The sequence below is a fragment of the Microvirga medicaginis genome (assembly GCF_052658925.1).
In genome coordinates this window covers 245,537-270,391 of sequence record NZ_JBQWEL010000002.1, presented here as the reverse complement: position 1 = coordinate 270,391, position 24,855 = coordinate 245,537, and the positions used below count along the sequence as shown (strand labels likewise).

At 61.7% G+C, this 24,855-nt stretch carries 26 protein-coding genes, 1 tRNA gene and 1 other annotated feature; of the genes, 20 read left to right on the top strand and 7 right to left on the bottom strand.

Going from position 1 to position 24,855, the window contains the following annotated elements; genetic code table 11:
• Positions 1-158: 158 nt before the first annotated feature.
• On the bottom strand, positions 159-476 hold the full coding sequence (locus tag ACUXUR_RS04340; protein WP_445501117.1) for a hypothetical protein: 318 nt from the start codon (positions 474-476) through the stop codon (positions 159-161).
• Positions 477-642: 166 nt separating this feature from the next.
• Positions 643-894: a DUF6894 family protein gene (locus ACUXUR_RS04335; protein WP_445501116.1), complete on the bottom strand. Its 252-nt coding sequence runs from the start codon at positions 892-894 to the stop codon at positions 643-645.
• A 146-nt stretch (positions 895-1,040) separates the two neighbouring features.
• Between ACUXUR_RS04335 and ACUXUR_RS04330 the strand changes: the two genes are divergently transcribed.
• A complete protein-coding gene (locus tag ACUXUR_RS04330) occupies positions 1,041-2,057 on the top strand; it encodes an AraC-like ligand-binding domain-containing protein (protein WP_445501115.1) in 1,017 nt (338 codons plus the stop codon).
• A 269-nt stretch (positions 2,058-2,326) separates the two neighbouring features.
• Positions 2,327-2,382 (top strand) — a sequence feature (sul1 is cis-regulatory element that is thought to sense ions involved in sulfur or methionine metabolism; They are found in Alphaproteobacteria).
• A 69-nt stretch (positions 2,383-2,451) separates the two neighbouring features.
• On the top strand, positions 2,452-3,936 hold the full coding sequence (locus tag ACUXUR_RS04325) for a SulP family inorganic anion transporter (RefSeq protein WP_445501114.1): 1,485 nt from the start codon (positions 2,452-2,454) through the stop codon (positions 3,934-3,936).
• A 45-nt stretch (positions 3,937-3,981) separates the two neighbouring features.
• Here ACUXUR_RS04325 and ACUXUR_RS04320 read toward each other — a convergent pair whose 3' ends face one another.
• Entirely contained in the window at positions 3,982-4,692 is a 711-nt protein-coding gene (locus ACUXUR_RS04320; RefSeq protein ID WP_445501113.1) for a L,D-transpeptidase family protein, read from the bottom strand.
• 847 nt (positions 4,693-5,539) lie between these two features.
• Between ACUXUR_RS04320 and ACUXUR_RS04315 the strand changes: the two genes are divergently transcribed.
• The 4 genes from ACUXUR_RS04315 (at position 5,540) to ACUXUR_RS04300 (ending at position 7,497) form a co-directional block, all read left to right on the top strand.
• Complete coding sequence (locus ACUXUR_RS04315) at positions 5,540-5,965, top strand: DUF927 domain-containing protein (RefSeq protein ID WP_445501112.1); 426 nt, start codon at positions 5,540-5,542, stop codon at positions 5,963-5,965.
• Complete coding sequence (locus tag ACUXUR_RS04310) at positions 5,958-6,212, top strand: DUF927 domain-containing protein (protein ID WP_445501111.1); 255 nt, start codon at positions 5,958-5,960, stop codon at positions 6,210-6,212. Before ACUXUR_RS04315 ends, ACUXUR_RS04310 begins: the two co-directional genes overlap by 8 nt.
• Complete coding sequence (locus ACUXUR_RS04305; protein WP_445501110.1) at positions 6,200-6,940, top strand: hypothetical protein; 741 nt, start codon at positions 6,200-6,202, stop codon at positions 6,938-6,940. Before ACUXUR_RS04310 ends, ACUXUR_RS04305 begins: the two co-directional genes overlap by 13 nt.
• A 257-nt stretch (positions 6,941-7,197) precedes the next feature.
• Positions 7,198-7,497 carry a P27 family phage terminase small subunit gene (locus ACUXUR_RS04300; protein ID WP_445501109.1) on the top strand — a complete coding sequence of 100 codons (300 nt, stop codon included), beginning with the start codon at positions 7,198-7,200 and terminating at the stop codon, positions 7,495-7,497.
• Between the two features lie 599 nt (positions 7,498-8,096).
• Here ACUXUR_RS04300 and ACUXUR_RS04295 read toward each other — a convergent pair.
• Both ACUXUR_RS04295 and ACUXUR_RS04290 read right to left on the bottom strand, forming a co-directional pair.
• Positions 8,097-8,411 (bottom strand): hypothetical protein, encoded by a 315-nt coding sequence (locus ACUXUR_RS04295; protein WP_445501108.1) that lies wholly within the window; start codon positions 8,409-8,411, stop codon positions 8,097-8,099.
• Between the two features lie 133 nt (positions 8,412-8,544).
• A tRNA-Ala gene (locus ACUXUR_RS04290) sits at positions 8,545-8,620 on the bottom strand.
• 180 nt (positions 8,621-8,800) lie between these two features.
• On the opposite strand from ACUXUR_RS04290, the gene ACUXUR_RS04285 reads away from it, so the two are divergent.
• From ACUXUR_RS04285 to folD, 3 genes are read left to right on the top strand one after another with little or no spacing between them, the layout of a single operon-like run.
• Positions 8,801-9,091 (top strand): YggT family protein, encoded by a 291-nt coding sequence (locus ACUXUR_RS04285; RefSeq protein WP_445501107.1) that lies wholly within the window; start codon positions 8,801-8,803, stop codon positions 9,089-9,091.
• 11 nt (positions 9,092-9,102) lie between these two features.
• Positions 9,103-9,417, top strand: coding sequence for a DUF167 family protein (locus tag ACUXUR_RS04280; RefSeq protein ID WP_445501267.1), 315 nt, complete (start codon positions 9,103-9,105; stop codon positions 9,415-9,417).
• A gap of 3 nt (positions 9,418-9,420) precedes the next feature.
• Positions 9,421-10,323 (top strand): bifunctional methylenetetrahydrofolate dehydrogenase/methenyltetrahydrofolate cyclohydrolase FolD, encoded by a 903-nt coding sequence (gene folD, locus ACUXUR_RS04275; RefSeq protein WP_445501106.1) that lies wholly within the window; start codon positions 9,421-9,423, stop codon positions 10,321-10,323.
• On the opposite strand, the gene ACUXUR_RS04270 is transcribed toward folD, so the two are convergent.
• Positions 10,324-10,998 carry a hypothetical protein gene (locus tag ACUXUR_RS04270; protein WP_445501105.1) on the bottom strand — a complete coding sequence of 225 codons (675 nt, stop codon included), beginning with the start codon at positions 10,996-10,998 and terminating at the stop codon, positions 10,324-10,326.
• 118 nt (positions 10,999-11,116) lie between these two features.
• Positions 11,117-12,004, bottom strand: a complete 888-nt coding sequence (locus ACUXUR_RS04265; RefSeq protein WP_445501104.1) for a LysR substrate-binding domain-containing protein — start codon at positions 12,002-12,004, stop codon at positions 11,117-11,119.
• 203 nt (positions 12,005-12,207) lie between these two features.
• On the opposite strand from ACUXUR_RS04265, the gene sdhC reads away from it, so the two are divergent.
• From sdhC to ACUXUR_RS04210, 11 genes are all read left to right on the top strand, one after another.
• A complete protein-coding gene (sdhC, locus tag ACUXUR_RS04260) occupies positions 12,208-12,603 on the top strand; it encodes a succinate dehydrogenase, cytochrome b556 subunit (protein WP_445501103.1) in 396 nt (131 codons plus the stop codon).
• A 12-nt stretch (positions 12,604-12,615) separates the two neighbouring features.
• Positions 12,616-13,032 carry a succinate dehydrogenase, hydrophobic membrane anchor protein gene (gene sdhD / locus ACUXUR_RS04255; protein WP_445501102.1) on the top strand — a complete coding sequence of 139 codons (417 nt, stop codon included), beginning with the start codon at positions 12,616-12,618 and terminating at the stop codon, positions 13,030-13,032.
• An 11-nt stretch (positions 13,033-13,043) separates the two neighbouring features.
• Positions 13,044-14,867, top strand: a complete 1,824-nt coding sequence (gene sdhA / locus ACUXUR_RS04250) for a succinate dehydrogenase flavoprotein subunit (protein WP_445501101.1) — start codon at positions 13,044-13,046, stop codon at positions 14,865-14,867.
• Positions 14,868-14,881: 14 nt separating this feature from the next.
• Positions 14,882-15,664 (top strand): succinate dehydrogenase iron-sulfur subunit, encoded by a 783-nt coding sequence (locus tag ACUXUR_RS04245; protein WP_445501100.1) that lies wholly within the window; start codon positions 14,882-14,884, stop codon positions 15,662-15,664.
• Positions 15,665-15,829: 165 nt separating this feature from the next.
• Complete coding sequence (locus ACUXUR_RS04240; protein ID WP_445501099.1) at positions 15,830-16,414, top strand: AprI/Inh family metalloprotease inhibitor; 585 nt, start codon at positions 15,830-15,832, stop codon at positions 16,412-16,414.
• 149 nt (positions 16,415-16,563) lie between these two features.
• Positions 16,564-17,745 (top strand): cell division protein ZapE, encoded by a 1,182-nt coding sequence (zapE, locus tag ACUXUR_RS04235; protein ID WP_445501098.1) that lies wholly within the window; start codon positions 16,564-16,566, stop codon positions 17,743-17,745.
• On the top strand, positions 17,742-18,374 hold the full coding sequence (locus tag ACUXUR_RS04230; protein WP_445501097.1) for a TetR/AcrR family transcriptional regulator: 633 nt from the start codon (positions 17,742-17,744) through the stop codon (positions 18,372-18,374). Before zapE ends, ACUXUR_RS04230 begins: the two co-directional genes overlap by 4 nt.
• A gap of 228 nt (positions 18,375-18,602) precedes the next feature.
• Positions 18,603-19,565 (top strand): malate dehydrogenase, encoded by a 963-nt coding sequence (gene mdh / locus ACUXUR_RS04225; protein ID WP_445501096.1) that lies wholly within the window; start codon positions 18,603-18,605, stop codon positions 19,563-19,565.
• 110 nt (positions 19,566-19,675) lie between these two features.
• Positions 19,676-20,875, top strand: a complete 1,200-nt coding sequence (gene sucC / locus ACUXUR_RS04220) for an ADP-forming succinate--CoA ligase subunit beta (protein ID WP_445501095.1) — start codon at positions 19,676-19,678, stop codon at positions 20,873-20,875.
• 12 nt (positions 20,876-20,887) lie between these two features.
• The gene (gene sucD, locus ACUXUR_RS04215) at positions 20,888-21,775 is read left to right on the top strand and encodes a succinate--CoA ligase subunit alpha (RefSeq protein WP_445501094.1); all 888 of its coding nucleotides are present in this window, start codon (positions 20,888-20,890) and stop codon (positions 21,773-21,775) included.
• A 59-nt stretch (positions 21,776-21,834) separates the two neighbouring features.
• Complete coding sequence (locus ACUXUR_RS04210) at positions 21,835-24,795, top strand: 2-oxoglutarate dehydrogenase E1 component (protein WP_445501093.1); 2,961 nt, start codon at positions 21,835-21,837, stop codon at positions 24,793-24,795.
• The last annotated feature ends 60 nt before the right edge of the window (positions 24,796-24,855 follow it).

Sequence of the window (24,855 nt, the reverse complement as noted above, 5' to 3'; positions counted from 1 at the left end):
ACGGGAAATTCAGGGGCTGGGGTAAGCAGTAGTAGGAATGTTTTGTTCGTAGTTTTTGACGAAATCTGACCTGTATTTCGTTTCTGTTGCAATATTCAAGTTTGGTAGAAACGAACTTTATTGACGAATAGTAATATAATCTTTCTCAGTCTGCTGGATCAAAAGGTGGCGTAATGTATGCTGGAAACCGGATCATCGATAGTTTCTATTCTGCCGGAATATTTGTTGATGGAAACCACCACCTTTTCGCCGGTTCTAAACATGCGGCAGTTTCTGCCTCTCAAGCCGATCTTTACGAGTTCATCGAATCCCTTGGGGTTTCCATAGTTGCTGGCGATTAGTTTGATGAGGTCACGGTTCTTGCAGGCGACGTAGTCTCTTTTTAAGTGGAGAGACGCCAAATAATAAGCCTGACCATTATCAGTACACGCTCCTAGAATCGGAGTTGCCGAAAGAGCCAAAGCGATTCTTTTCATATTGGATTACTGCCTGGATGTTGATCTGGCGCCTGAGCTTTGGCTGCCTGACACCCTGAGGTTTTGGCGCCTGTTTTAGCGGGATGGCTCTGTAACCACCCACAAGTTGAAAGCAGCGCGCATCTGAAGCGCCCTTGAATTACGGGCGCGCGTGAAGACTGCTCTTCTAATGCCAAGAGCACGTCTTCAAGGGCCATGGCTCCAAGGGGATTACCCAGACCATCTCACCGGTGCCGTTGGTGATCTCCATTCTCCAGCCTAGCCACTCTTCCGAAGGCGCCCGGGCCTCAGCCCTCAGTTCCTCGATCGCCTTGATGGCGTAGCCGACGGCTGCATTGATGTCTGCGAGCTGGAGACCCTCGTCGTCACGAATGATCTGGTTTCCATCGGTCAGATTGAAGTAGTAACGGGAACACATGGGGCGGATCGATTCACAAATTTAAGTGTTCCATGATTGCTGGGGGGCATCTTGGAAAAGATAACATCGCGACTGTTCATGGATATCCAGCTTTCCAATGGGGTACGACGATAGTAGTGTTGGCTTATACTTGTGGGAGCACCGCAATGATCGGCTGGGTGGGAACAATTTCTCGGCCAATTCAACACGACACTGGGGTGGAGATGATGGAGAGGCTTTTCTCGACAGCGGAGGTTCATCCGCGCGACCGATTTGATTATTGGCACGACGTTGCGTGCAAAAATCTCGTCGCGCATGACTCCACGCCTGAGTGCCGCCACACCTTTCAGGCTGAAATGCACTCCGGTGCCTTGGCCGACCTGGGCCTTGTTCTCTTCGAGAACTCGCCCATGAGGGTTTCGCACACGCAGCGCCACTGCACTCGAATGCCGAATGACGAGGTTTTTGTCTGCCGCTTGATCTCGGGGCAGCTCGTGTTGGAGCAGGCTGGCCGCGAGGTTGTCATGGAGGCAGGTGATCTGACTCTGCTCGATCCACTCTTGCCATATGAGGGGAAGTTCTCGGCGGGTGTGAGGTTGCTGGTTCTCAAGGCGCCCCGATGTGCCCTGGAGGCCCGAGTCGGCAAAACAACCCACATGGTCACCCGGTGCATGAAGCCAATGGAGGCGGAGCACCGCTTGGCCTCAGCGTTTCTGGCCATGCTGCCGGATTACGCAGGTCAATTGGGCACGGCCGCCACGAAGTTGGTCATGGATCAGACGCTTGATCTCGTGGCCGTCTCGCTGGCAAAGACGCATGAGAGGCCAAGGCCGTATCTTTCGTCGGCCAAGGCATCCGCTCTTTTGAATGTGCGTGCCGCAATCGAATCCCGTTTAAGCGATCCCCGGCTTGACGCTGAGGCCGTTGCAGCCGTTGCCGGAGTGAGCGTGCGTTACGCGAACGCGCTGCTTGCTCAAGAAGGTACGTCGATTGTCCGTCTGATCCAATCGCGGCGGCTGGACCGCTGCCGCCGGGCTCTGAAGGACCCGCTCCAAGCCCACCGTACTGTTAGCGAGATCGCGTCCGCTTGGGGCTTCTCAGACATGACTCACTTCGGCCGCCGGTTCAAGGCGGCTTACGGAATTCTCCCTAGCGAGTTCCGCAGACTGTCAAAGCAAGAGTGACTGTTCCCCAAACGGATGTTCCGCATCATAACGGGGCAGTGTTATGAAGGACGCGTGGGGAATCTAGGGTACAAGTGTGCCGCACCACTGCGAGTATTAGATCTTCTCTGAGAGTCTCTCCCTGGCACTTCGGCGAAGTAGACCAAATGTCGGCTCAAGAAAGGAACAGCAGACGTTCCTGATGGATCGGCAATTTCCTTGCCTGACTCAAAGGCGACAGTTCGGGCTTGATCTTGCCGCCGAAGGCGGGCAAAACGCCCTTCAGTGAATAAGGACCCGGTGCAACTCCGGGTGGCTCTTCCGGCCGCCGATCCGCCGGACCATCCAGTAACCAAAGCCCTTCAGCAGCCCCATCATCCCACGGGCCTGGCTTTCCTGTGCTTTCTGGAATCCCATGACTTTAATCGATGACTTCCGCCGTGACTGGCTCTCCAACATCCGTGGCGACGTGCTCGCCGGCGTCGTCGTCGCCCTCGCCCTGATCCCGGAAGCGATTGGCTTCTCCATCATCGCGGGCGTCGACCCAAAGGTGGCACTGTACGCCTCCTTCTCCATCGCCGTGATCATCTCGATCACCGGTGGCCGTCCGGGCATGATCTCGGCGGCAACCGCCGCCACCGCCGTGCTGATGATCACCCTCGTGCGGGATCATGGCCTGGAATACCTGCTGGCGGCGACGATCCTCGCCGGGGTCATTCAGGTGCTGGCTGGGCTGTGCCGCCTCGGCTATGTGATGCGCTTCGTCTCACGCTCCGTCATGACGGGCTTCGTCAATGCGCTGGCGATCATGATCTTCATGGCGCAGTTGCCGGAGCTGATCGGCATGCCCTGGCAGACCTACGCCATGATCGCTGCGGGCCTCGCCATCATCTACCTGTTCCCACGCCTCACAAAGGCCATTCCCTCGCCGCTCATTTGCATCATTGTGCTGACGGCGCTCACGGCCTACTTGGACATCGACGTGCGCACCGTCGGCGATCTTGGCGCCTTGCCCGACAGCCTGCCGGTGTTTCTGATCCCCGACATCTCCTTCACCCTTGAGACACTCTGGATCATCCTGCCGTACTCGGTCAGCGTTGCCGCCGTGGGCCTGCTTGAGAGCTTGCTGACGGCTGCCATCGTCGACCAGATGACCGACACCGAAAGCGACAAGAACCGGGAAACCATCGGCCAGGGCATCGCCAACTTCTGCACTGGCTTCATCGGCGGCATGGCGGGCTGCGCCATGATCGGGCAGTCGGTCATCAACGTGAAGTCAGGCGGGCGGGGGCGGCTGTCGACCTTCGTCGCCGGGGCGTTTCTGCTGTTCTTGATCCTGGTCCTGGGTGATCTCGTGCGCATCATCCCGATGCCCGCTCTCGTCGCGATCATGATCATGGTCTCGATCGGCACCTTCAGTTGGTCTTCCCTCAACGACCTGCGCAAGCATCCCCGGCGCTCAAGCATCGTCATGCTGGCAACCGTGTTCACGGTCGTGGGAACCCACAACCTGGCTCTTGGAGTCGGGTTTGGCGTCCTGCTCTCCGGCATCTTCTTCGCCTGGAAGGTGGCGCAGATCTTCCGCGTCACTTCGACACTGACGGCTGATGGCCAAGAGCGTGACTACCTCGTCGAGGGGCAGCTCTTCTTTGCCTCAGCGGAGGACTTCATGGCGGCGTTCGACTTCAAGGAGCCTCTGAAGCGGGTGAGCATCGACGTCAGCCGGGCGCACATCTGGGACCTGACCGGCGTCAACGCCGTGGACCGTGCCGTCCTGAAATTCCGCCGCGAGGGGATTGAGGTCGAAGTGGTCGGTCTCAACGAGGCCAGCGCGACGATCATGGACAAGCTGGCCGTGCACAACGATCCAAGGGCCATGGAGAAGGTCCTCGGCCACTGAGACCCTTCCGGGCGGGCTCATCTCCGCCCGGGGCTGGCGCCGTTGCTATGCTGGCAGGACGACCACCTTCGTCTTGACCGGCGTTCGTGAGTACAGGTGCATCATGTCCTGAGTTAAGAGGCCGACGCAGCCGCTTGTGATGCCTTTGCCGATCGATTCGGCGTCGAGGCTGGCGTAGATTGTGTAGAGCGTGTAAGCGCCGTTCTGATAGAGATAAAGCGTGCGGGCACCGAGCGGATTGTCGAGGCCCCCCGGCATGCCACGGGCGTATTTGGCCGCCTCGGGCTGGCGCCGGATCATCTCCTTGGGAGGGGTCCAGGTCGCCCATTCGGCCTTGCGCCCGACATAAGCGTCACCGCTCCACCGGAACCCGTCGCGGCCGACATTGGCACCATAGCGGGTGGCGTTTCCATCATCCTCGATGCGGTAAACGTAGTAATTGGCGGGATCGACGATAATCGTACCGGGTGCCTCTTTGGTGTCGTAGCGAACTGTCTGGCGATAATATTTCGGATCGACCTTGCTGACATCGACCGCCGGAATCGGGAATTTCTCATCGGGCACCGGCCCGTAGACCTTCGCCGCTTCGGCGAGGCTCATGCCGTCGGAGGTCACGCAACCGGCCAGCCCCAGCGCGCCGACACCGACGGCCGAGCCGACCAGAAACGACCGGCGGCTGAGAAGCCCCGCCCGACGCCTGAGCAAAGCGACTTCGTCTGTCTCGCCAGCATTGGCATTCCCACTGTCCATGATCATGACTTGGCCGTTTCCCATGTCCTGTTGCCCGACGAGACAATACTCCGGCATACACCCGCTGAACGTCTAGCTGAGCTGGAGCTTGCCGTCACATGGCTTGATTGGCAAGCCCGGGCGTTCGCTGCGCGGGCTTGCCATGCACCAAAGCCGGTAACGTCCACGCGGTCTCGCAGTCCCGCTTCGCGTGGTGCTCGGCGTGGCTCATCTGATCGCCACCATCCTGATGCACGTCAAGGCACTCGCGTTGCATATCTGACCCGCGGGCGGTCATCGACCCAATCTATCGATCGATTCGGCGGGACGTGCTGGGTCGGCTCGATGCCGACCAATGCTTAGGTCTGCACATGGCCCAGGGCTGAAGTACGCCGAATGTCCGTTCACGCGGGGAACACCCGACATTCTGAGAAGTCAGCGAATTTCACTGCCTGTGGTCTTCCCTTAAAGTGCCAAAACTGGACACTCTCAAGATCATTCATCCGGTTCGAGATCAATGTGTCCATCCAAGGGCCGCAGCGACGGCAGATGCAGTCGCCACACTGAACAGAAGAATCTTCACTTGTCTGCGATGCCGGCGCATTGCCTCCATGAGGGAAGGGGCCGATTCATCAATCGGAGCATCTTCACAATGCGGATCCGGCCCGCAGGGCGGAAAGGCCATCTGTAGGACGTCAATGAGCTTCAAGGGTTTCGACGGCAATCGATACCTGACGGCCGGGATCTGGCCGATGCTCTTGATGAAGGATGGACCGCGGAGAGAACAGAGGGTCTGCGAAACGATCCCGCCTTCCTCGTGCCGTACCAAGCCGCTGAAGGGCGCGGCTCTGCTGAGGTGGCAGACGGTCAACCCATGCCGCGCTGGCCTTTCCGTCTGGTCGCCAATGGCGTCGAAAAGCGAATTGAGCGCGCCGACAAGGAAACCGGCTTCATCAGCGTAGAATGGAAGTGGTTCTGCTCGCCCCTTGAGGTGGCTGCTGAAACCCGCAGCTCTGAAGGTGAGGAATGGGGCCGGCTCCTCGCCATAACCGACCGAGACAACCGGGTGAAGCATTGGGCCATGCCGATGGCGATGCTTGCCGGTGATGGGGCAGCATATCGAGAGCGGCTGCTTTCCCGCGGGCTCATCATGGCGCCCGGCAAGTTCGCCCGCGATGCCCTGCACGAATACATCAGCACCGCGCGCCCTGGAGAGAAGGCCCGGTGTGTCAGCCGCACCGGCTGGCAGGGCAAGAGCTTCATCGGCTTCGATGAGAACTTCGGAGGCACCAATGAGTGAGCGCTACTTCCTGCAGACGACGGGCGCCGTCGATCATGCATACCGTCGAGCCGGAAGCCTGAAGGAGTGGCAGGACAATGTGGCCCGCTATGCCGTCGGCAACTCTCGCTTAGGCCTTGCCCTCAACGCATTCGCGGCTCCGCTCCGCTATCCAACAGGATCTGAGTCCGGTGACTTCCATTTCCGAGGCGGCTCCTCAACGGGCAAGACGACAGCGCTGGTTGTCGCGGGTTCATGCAGATCCTGACAAAGGACTTCGATGCCGTTGCTCCCGCGGTGAATGCCTATCGTGAGGAGTTCCTGGCGCTCAACTGTCCGAAGAGCGCAGACGGACAGGTGAGCCGAGTGGCAGCCCGCCTTGGTCTTGCCGCTGCCGGTGGCGAGATGGCGACTGCTTTCGGGGTGTTGCCCTGGGAGCCAGGGGAGGCAACGCAGGCGGCGTCATCCTGCTTCAAGGCGTGGCTCGAAACCCGTGGCGGGATTGAACCGGCTGAGGAGCGTGAGGCCATCACAACTGTTCGCCGTTTCATCGAGCTTCATGGCACCTCTCGTTTTGAGCCTATGGGCGACTTGGCGCCGACCGATAGCATAGGCGCACCTATCGAGGTGAGGATCAGCAATCGTGCTGGCTTCCGTCGCAAGGGAGAAGGCGGCGCCATTGAGTACCTGGTGCTGCCTGAGGTGTGGCGTTCGGAGGTGGCAGCTGGTCTGGATGCCGGTGCGGTGGCAAAGACCCTGGCCGCGAGAGGCCTCCTCGCTAGGGGTGGAGATGGCAAGCCGCAGAAGAAGGAGCGCCTGCCCGGCTTCTCCAGTCCTGTCCGGGTCTATGTGGTGAAGCCATCGATCCTTGGAGATGGCGAGCATCCGTCATCTGAAGAAGCAGTGTTCCGAGGTTCGTCCGATGAAGAGCCTCGCCGCTTTCGCTCCGCTCGCACGGAAAGCCGGTGCTGTTCCCCTTGTTCCCCACGCAAATAGCGATGTCTGGAATGAGGAGGACTGGCAGGCAGCATTCGAAGAGCGAGCAGCCATCCTCTAATATGACGAAGGTATCCCGCGTGCCGAGGCTGAGGTGCTGGCTAGGCACCAGGTGTTCGGACCAGGGCGGGGGGAGGCAAAATCTCGGGGCCTTAGGGGCCTGGACCGATCGGGGTCCGCCGTTCGCACTGAGGTGAGTTTTCCTTTGAAAAATTATGGGGTCTGACATGACAGCATAAACGACGTCCTTGCCTCTTATGCCTGGGGCAAGATCTCCTCCTCCCAAGCACTTAGACAAACCTGAGAAGACCCTTTGGCGGGAGCTGATGGAGCCGCATCGGTTCGAAGATGCGGCCTCTTTAGCCCTGCTTAGGACTACTTTAGAGGCCCATCGGAGGGTCAGAAAGTGCCGAGAAGCTATCGATTCAGAGGGTGAAACCGTCAAAGATCGCTTCGATCAGCTCAAGCCGCACCCGCTTCTAGGTGCCGAACGTGATGCGCGCGCTGCCTTCCTGGCCGGCATGAGGGCCCTCAATCTTGATCTGAGTGGAGCATAGCCACGGGAACACCAAGACGCTCCCGGGCCCGCACCAGCAACATCACGGAGTTTGAATGGGCATTCTTGAACGATGCCGTTGATGATGGTCACTTCCAAGACGGAAAGGACTGGCGGCTATGGGAGTTGCGATGCAACGGGAGGCTTGGCTCAGGGGAAACCGCGGCAGCCAAGCTCTGGGAAGCATACGGTCACAATGTCATCGCGCGCTGGGTTGTCGAGCGCCCGGGCACACGTCCCTCCTTGTGGTGGACATTCGACGCGCCGCGCCAGTCTGTCGGGACCATATCCCGGCCTGTTTTTCGATGGCGAGCTGCCGGAGCCTCGCAGGCGGCTAGGTGGGATCGGCACACCCCTCCATGAGGTATCGGCCTATGTCCCTGAATATGCCTTTGGGATTCCAGTGCGGTGGCGGGTCGATGGTGATGGGTTCAATGCAGGAGAGGCCATCAGCCCGCAGGATCCGCCACTCTATGAGGCTCAAGCTCTCTATCTCGAACGGCATGGCCTATTACTGCCAGGCGAAAAGCGACGGCTAACTGGCAAAGTATTTGAGCCGGAGAGCGTGTCTCCGGCTCATTAGAACTTAAGCTCGAGAACTTAAGCTGGCGTACCGAACTCGACTTCCCAATCACCAAGTTCCCAGTCTCGCCAAGCTGCGTACGTCCCATCATACGCAGGCAGCTCCATCGGAAAGGCTCCGGTTCCAAGTACCGAGAAGACTGCTTTCTTGATCTTGCCGGCCTTAACCAGAGCATCGAATACGTCAGCCCCGAACTTGATGCCCAGGTTCTTCGAATTCAGCCCGTTCAGATGAGCATCGATTTTCGTAATGACCTGGTTGAGATCGTCCTTGCTGAGCTCTGTCGGGCCGAGCTTCACCGATCCACTTTTCAGGCTGCCTCCATTCAGCATCCGGAATTCCCTTCTCGTTCTTTGGGCTAATCACGACTTTCGATAAGTCGCTTACTATAGGCTTACTGGCCACTAAAGCGGGAGTGGCGCTCAAGTTCCGTCGCCTATAAGCAATTGATTTTTAAGGGGAAATTGGTGGAGCTGAGGGGATTCGAACCCCTGACCTCTGCAGTGCGATTGCAGCGCTCTCCCATCTGAGCTACAGCCCCGGTCGCTTCATCAGAACCAAGCGGGCTGAGTTTTAGGCCCGCTTGCTTTGGTCTGTCAATCGGCGAGAAGGCGGCGGAAGACCGCCTTTTGGGGAGCGGAGCCGGTTTTGCAGGCCTCATGGGTTGTTCAGCCCCGCTTGGAGGGTTACATGAGCAGCGCCCGATCCCGACAGGTTCCCCATGCGCGCTCTGTTCGAAGTCATCCTGGTTGCCTTGCAGCTTTACACCTACCTCATCATCGCTTCGGCGATCCTGAGCTGGCTGGTGGCCTTCAATGTGGTCAACACCCGCAGCGAGTTCGTCCGCTCGATCTGGAAGTTCCTGGATGCGGTGACCGAGCCGGTTTTGAGACCGATCCGGAACATCATGCCCAATCTGGGCGGCGTCGATATCTCTCCTGTCATCCTGATTCTCCTGATCATGCTGGTGGACCGAGCCATCCGCTATTACATCCTGCCCTTCGTGTTTTAAGGGAGGGGGGCCTGAGATTCCCCTGGCGCATCCGGCCCGAAGGTCTTGAGGTCCGCGTGCGCGTGACTCCCAAAGGCGGGCGCGACGCCATCGACGGGGTGGAAGCGCTCTCCGACGGCAAGCCGGTCCTGAAGGTCCGGGTGAGGGCGGCGCCGGAGGACGGGGCGGCCAACGAGGGCGTGAGGCGCCTGCTCGCCAAGGCGTTGAGGCTGCCGGCCTCCGCCGTGAGCCTCGAAGCGGGCGCGACAGCCCGACTGAAGACATTTCTGATTGCCGGCGAGGGAGAAGCCCTCGCCAGAGATATCGCTGCTTTGACGGGACGTTAGCCTATGACTGCCACGAAGATCGATGGAAAAGCCTATGCCGAGGGTCTGCGGACCCGCATCGCTAATGCCGTTAGAGACTTGTCGGGTCGGGGCGTGATGCCGGGCTTGGCCGTGGTGATCGTGGGCGAGGATCCGGCAAGCCAGCTCTATGTGAAGAACAAGGCTCGCCAGACCGTGGAAGTGGGCATGCGCTCCTTCGAGCATGTGCTGCCCGCCTCCACGAGCGAGGCGGAGCTTCTCGGCCTGGTCGCGCAGCTCAATGCCGATCCGGCGGTGGACGGCATTCTCGTCCAGCTGCCGCTGCCGAAGCAGATCAATGCGCAGAAGGTGATCGAGGCCATCGATCCGGCCAAGGACGTGGACGGTTTTCACCCGATCAATGCCGGTAAGCTGATGACCGGCGTCCCGGGCCTCGTCTCCTGCACGCCGCTCGGCTGTCTGCTCCTCATCCAATCCGTGCGGCGGGATCTGGCAGGCTTGAACGCCGTGGTGGTGGGGCGCTCCAACATTGTCGGTAAGCCCATGGCGCAGCTCCTCATCGCCCAGAGCTGCACGGTGACCGTGGCTCATTCCAAGACCCGCGATCTGCCGGGAGTGTGCCGCGAGGCCGATATTCTGGTGGCTGCCGTCGGCCGGCCCGAGATGGTGCGGGGCGGCTGGGTCAAACCCGGCGCCATCGTGATCGATGTGGGTATCAACCGGGTGCCGAATCCTGCCGCCGGTGAGGGCAAGACCAAGGTGGTGGGCGACGTGGCCTATGCGGAGGCGGCGCAGGTTGCCTCCGCCATCACGCCTGTCCCCGGTGGCGTCGGGCCCATGACCATCGCCTGCCTCCTGCGCAACACGCTGGAGGCCGCGTGCCTGCGCCGCAGCATACCGATGCCGCAGGTGGATTTCGCTGCCTGATCAGTTCGCCGCGAAGCAATAGAACAGGCCTGCGCCGCCGGTGCTCCGCAGGCCATCCTGGCTGCATCCCCGAGAGGGATGCGACGAGTTCCAGGATTGCCCTGGAGGTCCCGGGTCCGTTCCGGTCCGGTCGTGGTGTCCCAGCATGGCGGATCCGTCCGCGCCGCTCTTCGTCCAGTTGCCGCAGGTCATGTCCTGCGCTCCCGGAAAGGCCGTGCCGTCGGGCTGCGATCCGGTGAGCATGTCATGCATGTTCGGCGTATCGCCCCGGCCCTTCACCATTTCACCCTTCTCGGTAAGCGCCGTCTGCTTGTTGAGGTTGTTGTTGGCACTGTGCAGATCCGCCACGTCCTTGGCGATCACGACACCTTTGGCATTCTGCCAGGGGCCGCGGCCAATCCGATCCCGGGCGTTGATAGCCGTTGCGCCGCCTGAGGCCTGGGTGGAGAGATAAGCCCGCCAGGCCTTGCCGCGAATGCCGGCGGCCTCGGCGAGGTTCTGGCAGTGCCGGTCCGCACCCTCCAGCCCGCCGAGATCCGCGCCCTTGCCAGATCCGACGCTGGTCACGAAGAAGGTCGTATCGGCAGGCGTGCCGGTGCCCTGGGCGAGGGCACCGAAGGGGATGAGGGCCAGAAGGCCCGTACCCATGAGGCTGAAGCTCTTCACCCTGCTCATTCGTTCCTCCTGTCTGTCGCAGCATTTTCGTAGCGGCTTGCGCCAAGAGGATTTTCGTCCTCCCTGCGGCATTTTGGAGGCGGGCAAGAGGACGGCGACTTCCCAATCTCGTGATCGCTCAAGCCTCCCGCCGCAAATGCTCCGCGAGCTGCCGGGCCGACGGCGGCAGGTCCTTGATCGATCTGATGCAGAGCGTCAGATCGCGGGCCGCCCAGGGATCGTCGAGAGTGACGGCGCTGATGGCCATGGTGCGGGCGGCGCGCTGGGCTGTCGTCTCGGGCACGATGCCGAGGCCCACGCCCGCCTCCACCATGCGGCAGACCGCATCGAAGCTGCGCAGCTGCACACGGAGCCTCAAAGGCCTGCCGATACGGCTCGCCTTGCCGGAGAGAAAGCGCTGGAGAGCGCTCGCCCGGTCGAGGCCGACGAAGTCGTGCTCCAGAACCTCGGCGAAGGCGATGCTGGAGCGGGAGGCGAGGGGATGCCCCTTCGGGATCACCAGCACGAAACGGTCGCTGCGGAACGGGTAGGTTTCGAGCCGTCCGGTATCCACCGTGCCCGCCACGATGCCGAGATCTCCGACACCCTCGGCAATCAGTCCCACGATCTCATCGCTCAACCGCTCCTCCAGGTCGATGGAGACCTGCGGGTGCTGGGCGAGGAAGGCCCCGAGCGCCTCGGGCAGGAATTCGGTGAGCGCATTGGTGTTGGAAAGAATGCGGATCTGGCCCGCCAAGCCCCCGGTATAGGTGCCCAGATCCTCTTTGAGTTTCTCGGCCTGGGCCAGGAGGGTGCGGGCATGCTGGAGCAGGGTGCGCCCGGCCGGCGTTGGGGTCACCCCCGCCCGAGTACGCAGGAGGAGGGGAGCGCCCAGCGACTTTTCCATGTTGCGGATGCGGGTGCTGGCGGCGGCGAGCGCCAGATGGGCCCGCTCGGCTCCGTGAGTAATGCTGCCCGCTTCGACCACGTGGCGGAACAGGCTCAGATCAGTCAGATCGAATTGCATAGGTTTCCTTCGTCATCCGCGAAGGGAGATAAGAATAATTAAAAATTGTCCGTTAAGCGAGCCCAGGGCATTCTTCGCCGCTGACGAAGTGTGCCCTCTTGTCACCATCTCGGGCGGAAGGCGCATTGCGGTGTTCCCGCGCTTCCGATACGAACCATTCCAAACTACGGGCGATGCAAGGTCGCCGATCAGGAGTGAAAGCTATGGCTGAGGCGAAAGTGGCCCCGCGGCCCTTGTCCCCGCATCTTCAGATTTACCGGTGGAGCTGGACGATGGCGATGTCCGTCGCCCACCGTATCACGGGCTCTGCCCTTTATGTCGGCATTGCCCTCTTCGCGATCTGGCTCGTGGCCCTGGCCTCCGGCCCTGCCGCATTCGATGCTGTGCAGTGGTTCTTCGGCTCGCCGCTCGGATACCTGATCCTCTTCGGCTATACCTGGGTTCTCATGCACCACATGCTCGGCGGCGTGCGCCACCTGGTGTGGGACTTCGGCTACGGCATGGAAGCCGTCCAGCGCATCAACATGGCCCGCTTCACCCTCATCGGCTCGATCGTGCTCACCGTCGCGATCTGGGTCATCGCTTTCCTGCTGTTCTAAGGAGACGGATCCATGGCCGACAACAGGGTTGACACCCGCGTTTCCATGCGCACCCCGCTTGCCCGCGTGAAGGGCCTCGGCGCTGCCGGGCACGGCGTCGAGCATTGGTGGATCCACCGCGTGACGGCGGTGTCGAACATCCCGCTTATCATTTCCTTCGTGATCATCGTCGCGGCGCTCTCAGGTTCCTCCTATGAGCAGGCAATCGCGATCATTTCGCATCCGCTGATCGCGATCATTCTCATCCTCGCCGTGATCTCGGTGACGAACCACATGCGCCTCGGCATGCAGATCATCATCGAGGATTACGTGCACGAGAAGGGCTACAAGATCGTCGCTCTCATCGCGAACAACTTCTATGCGGTGATCATCGCGGTGGCGTGCCTCTACGCCATCCTCAAGGTCAGCCTCGGCCGCATCCTGGCTTAAGGAATTCTCTCATGGCTCAAGCAACGAACGGCCCGGCCATCAACGGCAAGGCCTACAATATCGTCGATCATACCTTCGACGTGGTGGTCGTAGGCGCGGGCGGTGCGGGTCTTCGCGCCACCGTCGGCTGCTCGCAGGCCGGATTGCGTACCGCCTGCATTACCAAGGTGTTTCCCACCCGCTCGCACACGGTTGCAGCGCAGGGCGGCATTTCCGCGTCCCTCGGCAACATGGGTCCGGACGATTGGCGCTGGCACATGTACGACACCGTGAAGGGTTCGGACTGGCTCGGCGATCAGGACGCGATCGAGTACCTCGTGCGCAACGCGCCGGCTGCCGTTTATGAGCTGGAGCACTGGGGCGTTCCCTTCTCCCGCACGGCGGAAGGCAAGATCTATCAGCGCCCCTTCGGCGGCATGACCACCGAATACGGCAAGGGCACCGCGCAGCGCACCTGCGCCGCCGCCGACCGCACGGGCCATGCGATCCTGCACACGCTCTACGGCCAGGCGGTGAGGAACCAGACCAACTTCTTCATCGAGTATTTCGCCCTCGACCTGATGATGGATTCGGAAGGCCGCTGCATCGGCGTGGTCGCGCTCAATCAGTCGACCGGCGAGATCCACCGCTTCCGGGCCCATATGACGATTCTCGCCACGGGCGGCTACGGACGTGCGTATTTCTCGGCGACTTCCGCTCACACCTGCACGGGTGACGGCAACGCCATGGTGCTGCGCGCGGGCCTGCCGCTGCAGGACATGGAGTTCGTGCAGTTCCACCCGACCGGCATCTACGGCGCGGGCTGCCTCATCACCGAAGGTGCGCGCGGCGAGGGCGGCTACCTCACGAACTCGGAAGGCGAGCGCTTCATGGAGCGCTATGCGCCCTCCGCGAAGGACCTTGCGTCCCGTGACGTGGTCTCCCGCTCGATGACCATGGAAATTCGCGCCGGACGCGGCGTGGGCAAGAACAAGGACCACATCTACCTGCACCTCGATCACCTCGACCCGAAGATCCTGCACGAGCGCCTGCCCGGCATCTCGGAAAGTGCGAAGATCTTCGCAGGCGTCGACGTGACGAAGGAGCCGATCCCGGTTCTGCCGACCGTGCACTACAACATGGGCGGCATCCCGACGAACTATCACGGCGAAGTGCTGACCTTGAAGAACGGCAACCCGGATACGGTGGTGCCGGGCCTCATGGCGCTCGGCGAGGCGGCCTGCGTGTCCGTGCACGGCGCGAACCGCCTCGGCTCGAACTCGCTCATCGACCTCGTGGTGTTCGGCCGCGCGGCGGGTCTTCGCTGCGCCGAAATCCTGGAGCCGAATGCCCGTCACGCGGATCTGCCGAAGGGCGCCGACGCGCTTGCGCTCTCGCGCCTCGACAAGTTCCGCTATGCCAACGGCTCGACCCCGACCGCGGAACTGCGCCTCCAGATGCAGAAGACCATGCAGAACAACTGTGCGGTATTCCGCACCGGCGAGGTTCTGGAAGAAGGCAAGAAGCTCATCCACGACGTGTGGAACGCCGCGTCCGACATCAAGGTCACGGACCGTTCGCTCATCTGGAACACCGACCTTCTCGAGACGCTCGAGTTCGACAACCTCATCGGTCAGGCGGTCGTCACCATGGAAGGCGCGCTCAACCGTCAGGAGTCGCGCGGCGCTCATGCTCGCGAGGACTTCTCCGAGCGCGATGACAAGAACTGGATGAAGCACACCTTGGCATGGCTCGATGACACCTCTCACAGGGTGACCCTCGATTACCGTCCGGTGCACACCTACACCATGTCGAACGACATCCAGTACATCGAGCCGAAGGCTCGCGTGTACTAAGGAAGACAGCAACGATGGCTCAGTTCACGCTTCCCAAGAACTCCAAGTACACCGAAGGAAAGACCTGGCCGAAGCCGGCCGGGGCTTCCAACGTCCAGGAATTCCGCATCTACCGCTGGAATCCGGACGACGGTGCCAACCCGCGCATCGACACCTACTACATCGATCGCGACGATTGCGGCCCGATGGTTCTCGACGCGCTGCTCTGGATCAAGAACAACGTCGACTCGACGCTGACCTTCCGCCGCTCCTGCCGCGAAGGCATCTGCGGCTCCTGCGCCATGAACATCATGGGCAAGAACACGCTGGCCTGCACGCTCGGCATCGAGGATTGCGAGTCGGATTCGATCAAGATCTATCCGCTGCCGCACATGCCGGTGCTCAAGGATCTGGTGCCGGATCTCACGAGCTTCTTCGCCCAGCACGCCTCCATCCAGCCCTGGCTGCAGACGGAGACGGCGGAGCCGGAGACCGAGTGGCGCCAGACGCCCGAAGAGCGCTCCAAGCTCGACGGCCTCTATGAGTGCATTCTCTGCGCCTGCTGCACCACCTCCTGCCCGAGCTACTGGTGGAACGGCGACCGCTTCCTGGGTCCGGCGGCTCTGCTCCAGGCCTATCGCTGGCTCATCGATTCGCGCGACGAGGCGACCGGCGAGCGTCTCGACAACCTGCATGATCCATTCCGGCTCTATCGCTGCCACACGATCATGAACTGCGCCAACACCTGTCCGAAGGGCCTGAATCCGGCCAAGGCCATTGCCGAGATCAAGAAGATGATGGTCGCGCGGGCGGTGTGACGCTTCCTTGCAACACCTTCTCGAAAAGGCGCCTTGTGCGCCTTTTTTTGTTGGCGAGGTTCTCGTAATTTCGGGCCAAGCTATTGTCTCGGTGCATGGGACTGCTCGCTGCGGAACATGCTGCCGAAAGCCGCCAAGCAGGCGGCTCAGCAAAAAAGGACCGTCATGAAGAGCTCTCTCTGGATCGTGACCGCTACCCTGTGCGCCGCTCTGGCGCTCAGCGCATGCTCCTCCACGCGATTGGGCGGATCCCCGGTACGCGGCGCTGCCGCAGCACCTGCTCCCGCGCCTATCGAGGCGGTTCCGTCGGGACCGGTCGAATCCGCGCCGCTGGCTCCCATCGAAGGCCAGGCCCTGCCCCCGATTGCCGGTGCACCCGCTCCCCTTGCTCCTGGCCTGGCGCCTCCCGCTGGCGGAACCGACGTTGCTGCTCTGCCTCCGGCTCCGGCGCCCGCTCCCGCGGCTCCGGCAAGTCGCACCGCCATGGTCGGCAACTGGACGGTCCGGAATGCCGCAGGCTCGTCCTGCCGCATCCAGCTGTCGAGCTCGCCCGCACTCGATCTCTACCGGGCTTCGGCCTCGGGCTGCTCCAACCAGGATCTGTCGAAGGTGAACGCCTGGGATTACCGCGACGGCGAGGTTTATCTCTACCAGACCGGCGGCTCGGTGGCGGCGCGCCTGCGCGGATCCTCTTCGGCGCTCTCCGGGGTGATCGCCAAGTCCGGTGCTCCGCTGACGCTGTCACGCTAGTTCATCGTTTTAAGTGGAAAGCCGGGTCCACTTTTTACTGACGTGGCCCTTCGGGTCACTGGCGTGGTCCCCGGTTCTGCACGATGCGCAGGCCTCTTGCTCACATAGGTGCATTGCCCTTGGCCAAGGGGAAAGGTATCGGTTGATCCGTGACCGATACCTTCCATCCTCCGCAATCCATCACCGCCCGCTACGATGTGCTTGTGTCCTCAGGCGTGATCGAGCGCGACCCCGCGCAGGTCAAGCTGCTCCGTCAGCTCGAAGCGCTTGCAGAAAGCCTCGGCAATTATCGCCTGGCGCGCAAGCCCAGCGCGCTCGGCTGGCTGTTCAGCAAGAAGAATCCCGCGCCGCCGAAAGGGCTCTATGTCTGGGGCTCGGTGGGGCGCGGCAAGACCATGCTCATGGATCTGTTCTTCGAGGCGCTGCCGGTCAGGCGCAAGCGCCGGGTCCACTTCCATGCGTTCATGGCGGATGTGCATGAGCGGATCCACTATTTCCGGCAGAAGCTGAAGACCGGCGCGGTGAAGGGCGACGATCCCATTGCGCCCGTGGCCGAGGCTCTGGCGCAGGAAGCCTGGGTGCTGTGCTTCGACGAATTCACCGTCACCGATATCGCGGACGCGATGATCCTGGGCCGCCTGTTCACGGCGCTCTTCTCCCAGGGGGTCGTGGTGGTCGCCACCTCCAACGTGGAGCCGCAGCATCTTTACGAAGGCGGTCTCAACCGGGCGCTCTTCCTGCCTTTCATCGCTCTGCTGCAGGAGCGAATGAGCGTCGTGAAACTCGAATCCCGCACGGATTTCCGTCTCGAAAAGCTGGCGGGAAGCCCTGTCTTCTACACGCCCGCCGATGAGAACTCTCATGCGGCGCTCACGCGGGCCTTCAAGAGCCTGACCGGTCACGAGCATGGAAAACCGATGACGCTGACCGTGAAAGGGCATCCGGTCGAGGTGCCGCAGGCAGCCTCCGGCGTGGCGCGTTTCTCCTTCGACGACCTCTGCTCGAAGCCCCTTGGAGCCGCCGATTACCTTGCCATCGCCGATGAGTTCGAGACCGTCATTCTCGAAAACATTCCGAAGATGACTTTCGAGCGCCGCAATGAGGCAAAGCGCTTCATCATGCTGGTCGATGCGTTCTACGATGCCAGAGTGAAGTTGCTCGCCTCCGCCGAAGCCGAGGCGCCAGAGCTCTATCAGGCCGATAGCGGGCGCGAAGCCTTCGAGTTCGACCGCACGGTATCGCGTCTCATCGAGATGCGCTCGGAGGAGTATCTCTCCCTGCCGCATGGACGTGAGGAATCCGGCAGTTCGGAAGGGCTCGTCGAAACATGAGAGGGCCTCGCAGCGGCATCCAGCGGATCGCGGAGGCCGATGCACCGGCCGACAGCCGCCTGCTTGCCATTGCATCCGACCAGCTCAAGCACTTCGGGCCCAAGCATGTGACGGTGGTGAGCATCGCCGAGGCCGCGGGCATGACCCATGCCAATGTATACCGCTATTTCGCCTCCAAGGCCGCGCTCATCGATGCGGTGGCGGGGCAATGGCTTCGGCAGCTTGAGGCGACCATTGCCGAAATCGCGGATTCTCCAGACCCTGCCGACGACAAGCTGGAGCGCCTGATCCAGGCCTGGGCCCGCGCCCACCGGAAGCTCCTGAAGGAGGACCGGCACCTCTTCGACGTCTATTGCTCTGCCACCGAGACGTCGCGGGCGCTTGTCCGCAAGCACCGGTCCCGGATGAGGGTGCTGATCGAACGGGTGCTGGACGAAGGCATGGTCACGGGCAAATTCGACCCACGCGACAGGGAAAGGGCGCTCCATTTCATCAGCGATGCGGTTTATCGCTTTATCAATCCCTTGACGGTAAGGCTCGATGCGGAGGTGCCCCAGGACATCCTGGATCAGCGTCTGGCCGCCATGATCCGAGTCATCCTTCGGTCCCTCGAGATTGGCACCATCTAGGCTAAGTTACATTTTTAAAAAAATGTAACAGGAAAATTTGCTGCGCGCCACAATCTCTAAGTAGCTGAAAAGAAAGAGCTATCTGGAACAGCCGTGCTAAGCATTCAGATCGGGAAGCCTCGAAGCCTTGCTGGTTAACCTTTTGCTGGCTTGAAGCAGGCCCATTTCTGAGTCAAACAGCGCCACTCCCTATAAGGCGCTAGCCTGAACAACATCCAAGGACAGACCATGGCCCGGAAAAAGATCGCGCTCATCGGTGCAGGCCAGATCGGCGGTACGCTCGCCCATCTCGTCGGCTTGAAGGAACTTGGCGACGTCGTTCTCTTCGACATCGCGGAAGGCATTCCCCAGGGCAAAGGTCTCGACATCGCGGAATCCGCGCCGGTCGACGGTTTCGACGCCAAGTACAAGGGCGCGAACGACTACGCCGCCATCGAAGGCGCTGACGTGATCATCGTGACCGCCGGCGTGCCGCGCAAGCCGGGCATGAGCCGCGACGACCTCATCGGTATCAACCTGAAGGTCATGGAAGCCGTCGGCAACGGCATCAAGCAATATGCCCCGAACGCCTTCGTCATCTGCATCACCAACCCGCTGGATGCGATGGTGTGGGCTCTGCAGAAGTTCTCCGGCGTGAAGCCTGAAAAGATCGTCGGCATGGCCGGTGTTCTGGACAGCGCCCGTTTCCGCCACTTCCTGGCCGAAGAATTCAACGTTTCGGTCGAGGACGTGACCGCCTTCGTGCTCGGCGGCCACGGCGATGACATGGTGCCGCTCGTGCGCTATTCCACGGTCGCCGGCATTCCGCTGCCCGACCTCGTGAAGATGGGCTGGACCTCGCAAGCTAAGCTCGACGCCATGGTCGAGCGCACCCGCAAGGGCGGCGGCGAGATCGTCAACCTGCTCAAGACCGGCTCCGCCTTCTATGCTCCGGCTGCTTCCGCCATCGCGATGGCCGAAAGCTACCTGAAGGACAAGAAGCGCGTTCTGCCCTGCGCCGCCTACCTCAACGGCCAGTACGGCGTGAAGGACATGTTCGTCGGCGTTCCGATCGTGATCGGCGAGAACGGCGTAGAGCGCGTTGTCGAAGTGTCGTTCTCAGGCGAAGAGAAGGCCATGTTCGAGAAGTCGGTCGCTTCGGTGCAGGGTCTCGTGGACGCCTGCAAGCAAATCAACCCGGCCCTTGCTTAAACACTGCACGTCATGGCCGGCCCTGTGCCGGCCATCCACGTCTTTAACCGTCACGCCGCCAAGGCGTGGATGCCCGGGCCAAGACCTGAGCATGACGGAGAGGAAAACACATGAACATCCATGAATACCAAGGCAAAGCCATTCTGAAGGAGTTCGGTCTGCCCGTCTCCAATGGCGTCGCCATCTTCTCCGCCGACGAGGCGGAAGCCGCTGCCAAGCAGCTCGGCGGCCCGCTCTGGGTCGTGAAGTCCCAGATCCATGCGGGCGGCCGCGGCAAGGGCAAGTTCAAGGAAGCCGAAGCCGGCGAGAAGGGCGGCGTGCGCCTCGCCAAGTCCGTCGACGAGGTGAAGGAATTCGCCAAGCAGATGCTGGGCCGAACCCTCGTCACGATCCAGACCGGTGAAGCCGGCAAGCAGGTCAACCGTCTCTACATCGAGGACGGCTCCGATATCGCGCGCGAGCTCTATCTCTCGATGCTCGTGGACCGCGCCACGGGTCAGGTCGCTTTCGTCGTCTCGACGGAAGGCGGCATGGACATCGAGCAGGTCGCTCACGATACGCCTGAGAAGATCCTCACATTCTCCGTCGATCCGGCTACCGGCATCATGCCCCATCACGGTCGCACCGTCGCCAAGGCGCTGGGCCTCACCGGCCCGCTCGCCAAGGAGGCCGAGGATCTGGTCACGAAGCTCTACACGGCCTTCACCGCGAAGGACATGGAGATGCTCGAGATCAACCCGCTGATCGTCACGAAGGAAGGGCACCTGAAGTGCCTCGATGCCAAGATCTCCTTCGACGGCAACGCTCTCTACCGTCACCCTGACGTGGTTGCGCTCCGCGACATTACGGAGGAGGACGAGAAGGAAATCGAGGCCTCCAAGTTCGACCTCGCCTACATCGCTCTCGACGGCACCATCGGCTGCATGGTCAACGGCGCGGGCCTCGCCATGGCGACTCTCGACATCATCAAGCTCTATGGCGAAGAGCCGGCGAACTTCCTCGATGTCGGCGGCGGCGCTTCGGAAGAGAAAGTGACGGCGGCATTCAAGATCATCACCGCCGACCCGAACGTGAAGGGCATCCTCGTCAACATCTTCGGCGGCATCATGAAGTGCGACGTCATCGCTCGCGGCGTTCTCGCTGCGGTGAAGGCGGTCGGCCTGCAGGTTCCGCTGGTGGTGCGCCTCGAGGGCACGAACGTCGAAGAGGGCAAGAAGATCATCCGCGAATCCGGCCTCAACGTGATTCCGGCTGACGACCTCGACGACGCCGCCCAGAAGATCGTGAACGCCGTGCGCGGCGGAAAGTAAGGTTTCGAGCTGATGTCCATCCTCATCGACAAGAACACCAAGGTCATCTGCCAAGGCTTCACCGGCAAGAACGGGACCTTCCACTCCGAGCAGGCCATCGCCTACGGCACCAAGATGGTCGGCGGCACCTCGCCCGGGAAGGGCGGCTCCACGCATCTCGGCCTGCCCGTTTTCGACACGGTCATGGAAGCACGCGAGAAGACCGGCGCCGATGCTTCGGTCGTCTACGTTCCGCCGCCGGGCGCGGCTGACGCCATCTGCGAGGCCATCCAGGCCGAGATCCCGCTCATCGTCTGCATCACGGAAGGCATTCCGGTGCAGGATATGGTACGCGTGAAGCGCGCCCTGTCGGGCTCCAAGTCGCGCCTCATCGGCCCGAACTGCCCCGGCATCGTGACGGCCGGTGAATCGAAGATCGGCATCATGCCGGCCAATATCTTCAAGCCCGGCTCGGTCGGCATCGTGTCGCGCTCCGGCACGCTCACCTACGAAGCCGTGTTCCAGACCACCAACGAAGGCCTCGGCCAGACCACGGCCGTCGGCATCGGCGGCGATCCGGTGAAGGGCACCGAGTTCATCGACATGCTCGACATGTTCCTCTCCGACCCGAAGACCGAGTCGATCGTCATGATCGGCGAGATCGGCGGCTCGGCCGAGGAAGAGGCTGCCGAGTTCATTGCTCGAGAGGCCAAGAAGGGCCGCAAGAAGCCGATGGTCGGCTTCATCGCCGGCCGTACGGCTCCTCCCGGACGCCGAATGGGCCATGCCGGCGCGATCATCTCCGGCGGCAAGGGCGGCGCGGAAGACAAGATCGCCGCCATGGAGGCCGCGGGCATCCGCGTGTCCCCGTCCCCGGCACGACTGGGCAAGACCCTGGTCGATGTTCTCAAGGGTAAGTAACCAAGAATAGGCCGCCCCGATACCGGGGCGGCCAATCACCTTCTGGATTGTAGATTGCCATGGCACGCCAAGACGCCAACGAAAACTTCCTGAACACCGCTTTCCTCTATGGGGCGAACGCGTCCTATATCGAGGAGCTTCACGCCCGTTACGAAACGGATCCGAGCTCGGTGGATGCCGAGTGGCAGGCCTTCTTCGGCGCGCTGAAGGACGACAAGCAGGCTGTCGAGAAGGCGGCCAAGGGTCCCTCCTGGGAAAAGCCGAACTGGCCGATCCACGCCAACGGCGAGCTGATTTCCGCACTCGACGGCAACTGGGCCCAGGTCGAGAAGGCCGTTGGCGACAAGATCAAGGCGAAGGCTAAAGACAAGGGCGCCGAGATCAGCCAAACCGACGTGCAGCAGGCAACGCGCGATTCCGTGCGCGCCATCATGCTGATCCGCGCCTATCGCGTGCGTGGCCATCTACATGCGAAGCTCGATCCGCTCGGCATCAATCCGCGTCCGAGCGATGAGGAACTGCATCCCTCCCATTACGGCTTCACGGAAGCCGATTGGGACCGCAAGATCTTTCTCGACAACGTGCTCGGTCTCGAATTCGGCACCATCCGCGAGATCGTCGCGATCCTCGAACGCACCTATTGCCAGACGCTCGGCGTCGAGTTCATGCACATCTCCGATCCCGTCGAGAAGGCATGGCTGCAGGAGCGCATCGAAGGTCCCGATAAGGAGATCACCTTCACGAAGGAAGGCAAGCGCGCCATCCTCAACAAGCTCATCGAGGCCGAAGGCTTCGAGAAATTCCTCGATCTCAAGTACACCGGCACAAAGCGCTTCGGTCTCGATGGCAGCGAGTCGCTGATTCCGGCCCTCGAGCAGATCATCAAGCGCGGCGGAAACTTGGGCTGCAAGGAGATCGTGCTCGGCATGGCCCACCGCGGCCGCCTCAACGTTCTGACGCAGGTGATGGGCAAGCCGCACCGCGCTCTGTTCCACGAATTCAAGGGCGGCTCGTTTGCTCCCGACGACGTGGAAGGCTCCGGCGACGTGAAGTACCACCTCGGTGCTTCCTCCGATCGCAACTTCGACGGCAACAACGTCCATCTTTCGCTCACCGCGAACCCCTCGCATCTCGAGATCGTCGATCCCGTGGTGCTCGGCAAGGTGCGCGCGAAGCAGGACCAGCATGGCTGCTCGCCGGACAACCGTACGGCGGTGATGCCGCTCCTGATCCATGGCGATGCGGCCTTCGCGGGCCAGGGCGTCGTGGCGGAGTGCCTCGGCCTCTCGGGTCTTCGCGGTCACCGCACGGGCGGTTCGATCCATTTCATCATCAACAACCAGATCGGCTTCACCACCGATCCGCGCTTCTCACGCTCCTCGCCCTATCCGTCCGATGTGGCGAAGATGGTGGAGGCTCCGATCTTCCACGTGAACGGCGACGATCCCGAAGCCGTGGTGTTCGCGGCGAAGGTCGCCACCGAATACCGTCAGCGCTTCCAGAAGCCTGTCGTGATCGACATGTTCTGCTATCGCCGCTTCGGTCACAACGAAGGCGACGAGCCGTCGTTCACGCAGCCGCTGATGTACCGCAAGATCCGGTCGCATCCGTCGATCACGGAACTCTACTCTCAGAAGCTCCTTGCCGAGGGCGTCGTGACCGAGGCCGAGTTCGAGGAGATGAAGAACAGCTGGCGTTCCAAGCTCGACGCCGAGTTCGACATCGCCGCCAACTACAAGCCCAACAAGGCCGACTGGCTCGATGGCCGCTGGTCGGGCCTGAAGGCCGTGCGCGAGGATCAGGACGATCCGCGTCGTGGCCAGACGGGTGTGCCGGTCGAGACGCTCAAGCGCATCGGCGATGCGCTGACGAAGGTGCCGGAAGGCTTCCACGTCCACCGTACGATCCAGCGCTTCCTCGACAACCGCAAGAAGATGCTGGAAACCGGCGAAGGCCTCGACTGGGCCATGGCGGAAGCGCTTGCCTTCGGTTCGCTGCTTCTTGAGGGCCATCGCGTGCGTCTCTCCGGTCAGGACGTGGAGCGCGGCACCTTCTCGCAGCGCCACTCGGTTCTCACCGACCAGGAGAACGAGGAGCGTTACACGAACCTCAACCACATCGCCGAAGGTCAGGCCCGTTACGAGGTCATCAATTCGATGCTCTCGGAAGAGGCGGTGCTCGGCTTCGAGTACGGCTACACCCTCTCCGAGCCCAACGCGCTGACCCTTTGGGAAGCCCAGTTCGGCGACTTCGCCAACGGCGCGCAAGTCGTGTTCGACCAGTTCATCTCGTCGGGCGAACGCAAGTGGCTGCGCATGTCGGGCCTCGTCTGCCTTCTGCCGCACGGTTATGAGGGCCAGGGCCCCGAGCACTCCTCCGCCCGTCTCGAGCGCTACCTGCAGATGTGCGCCGAGGACAACATGCAGGTGAGCTACTGCTCGACGCCGGCCAACTACTTCCACGTTCTGCGCCGTCAGCTGAAGCGCGACTTCCGCAAGCCGCTGATCCTGATGACGCCGAAATCATTGCTGCGTCACAAGCGCTGCACCTCGGCGCTGGCCGCGATCTCGGAAGGTACGCATTTCCACCGCGTCCTTCAGGACGATGCGCAGACCGCTCGTGACGGCATCAAGCTGGTGAAGGATGACAAGATCCGGCGCGTGGTAATCTGCACGGGCAAGGTCTATTACGACCTGCTCGAAGAGCGTGAGAAGCGGGGCATCGATGATGTTTACTTGCTTCGCGTCGAGCAGCTCTATCCGTTCCCGGCGAAGTCGCTGGCTGCGGAGCTCTCCCGCTTCAAGAAGGCCGACGTGGTGTGGTGCCAGGAAGAGCCCAAGAACATGGGCTCCTGGACCTTCGTCGAGCCCTATCTCGAATGGGTGCTCAAGACCGCGGGCTCCAAGGTGGACCGTCCGCGCTATGTGGGCCGCCCCGCCTCCGCCGCCACCGCCACCGGCCTGATGTCCAAGCATCTCGCCCAACTGCAGGCTTTCCTCGACGAGGCTTTCGCGGCGTAAAAACCGCGAAGGCTCTCACCCTTTCCCCGGGCTTGTAAAAGCTCAGAAAAAACTAGAACG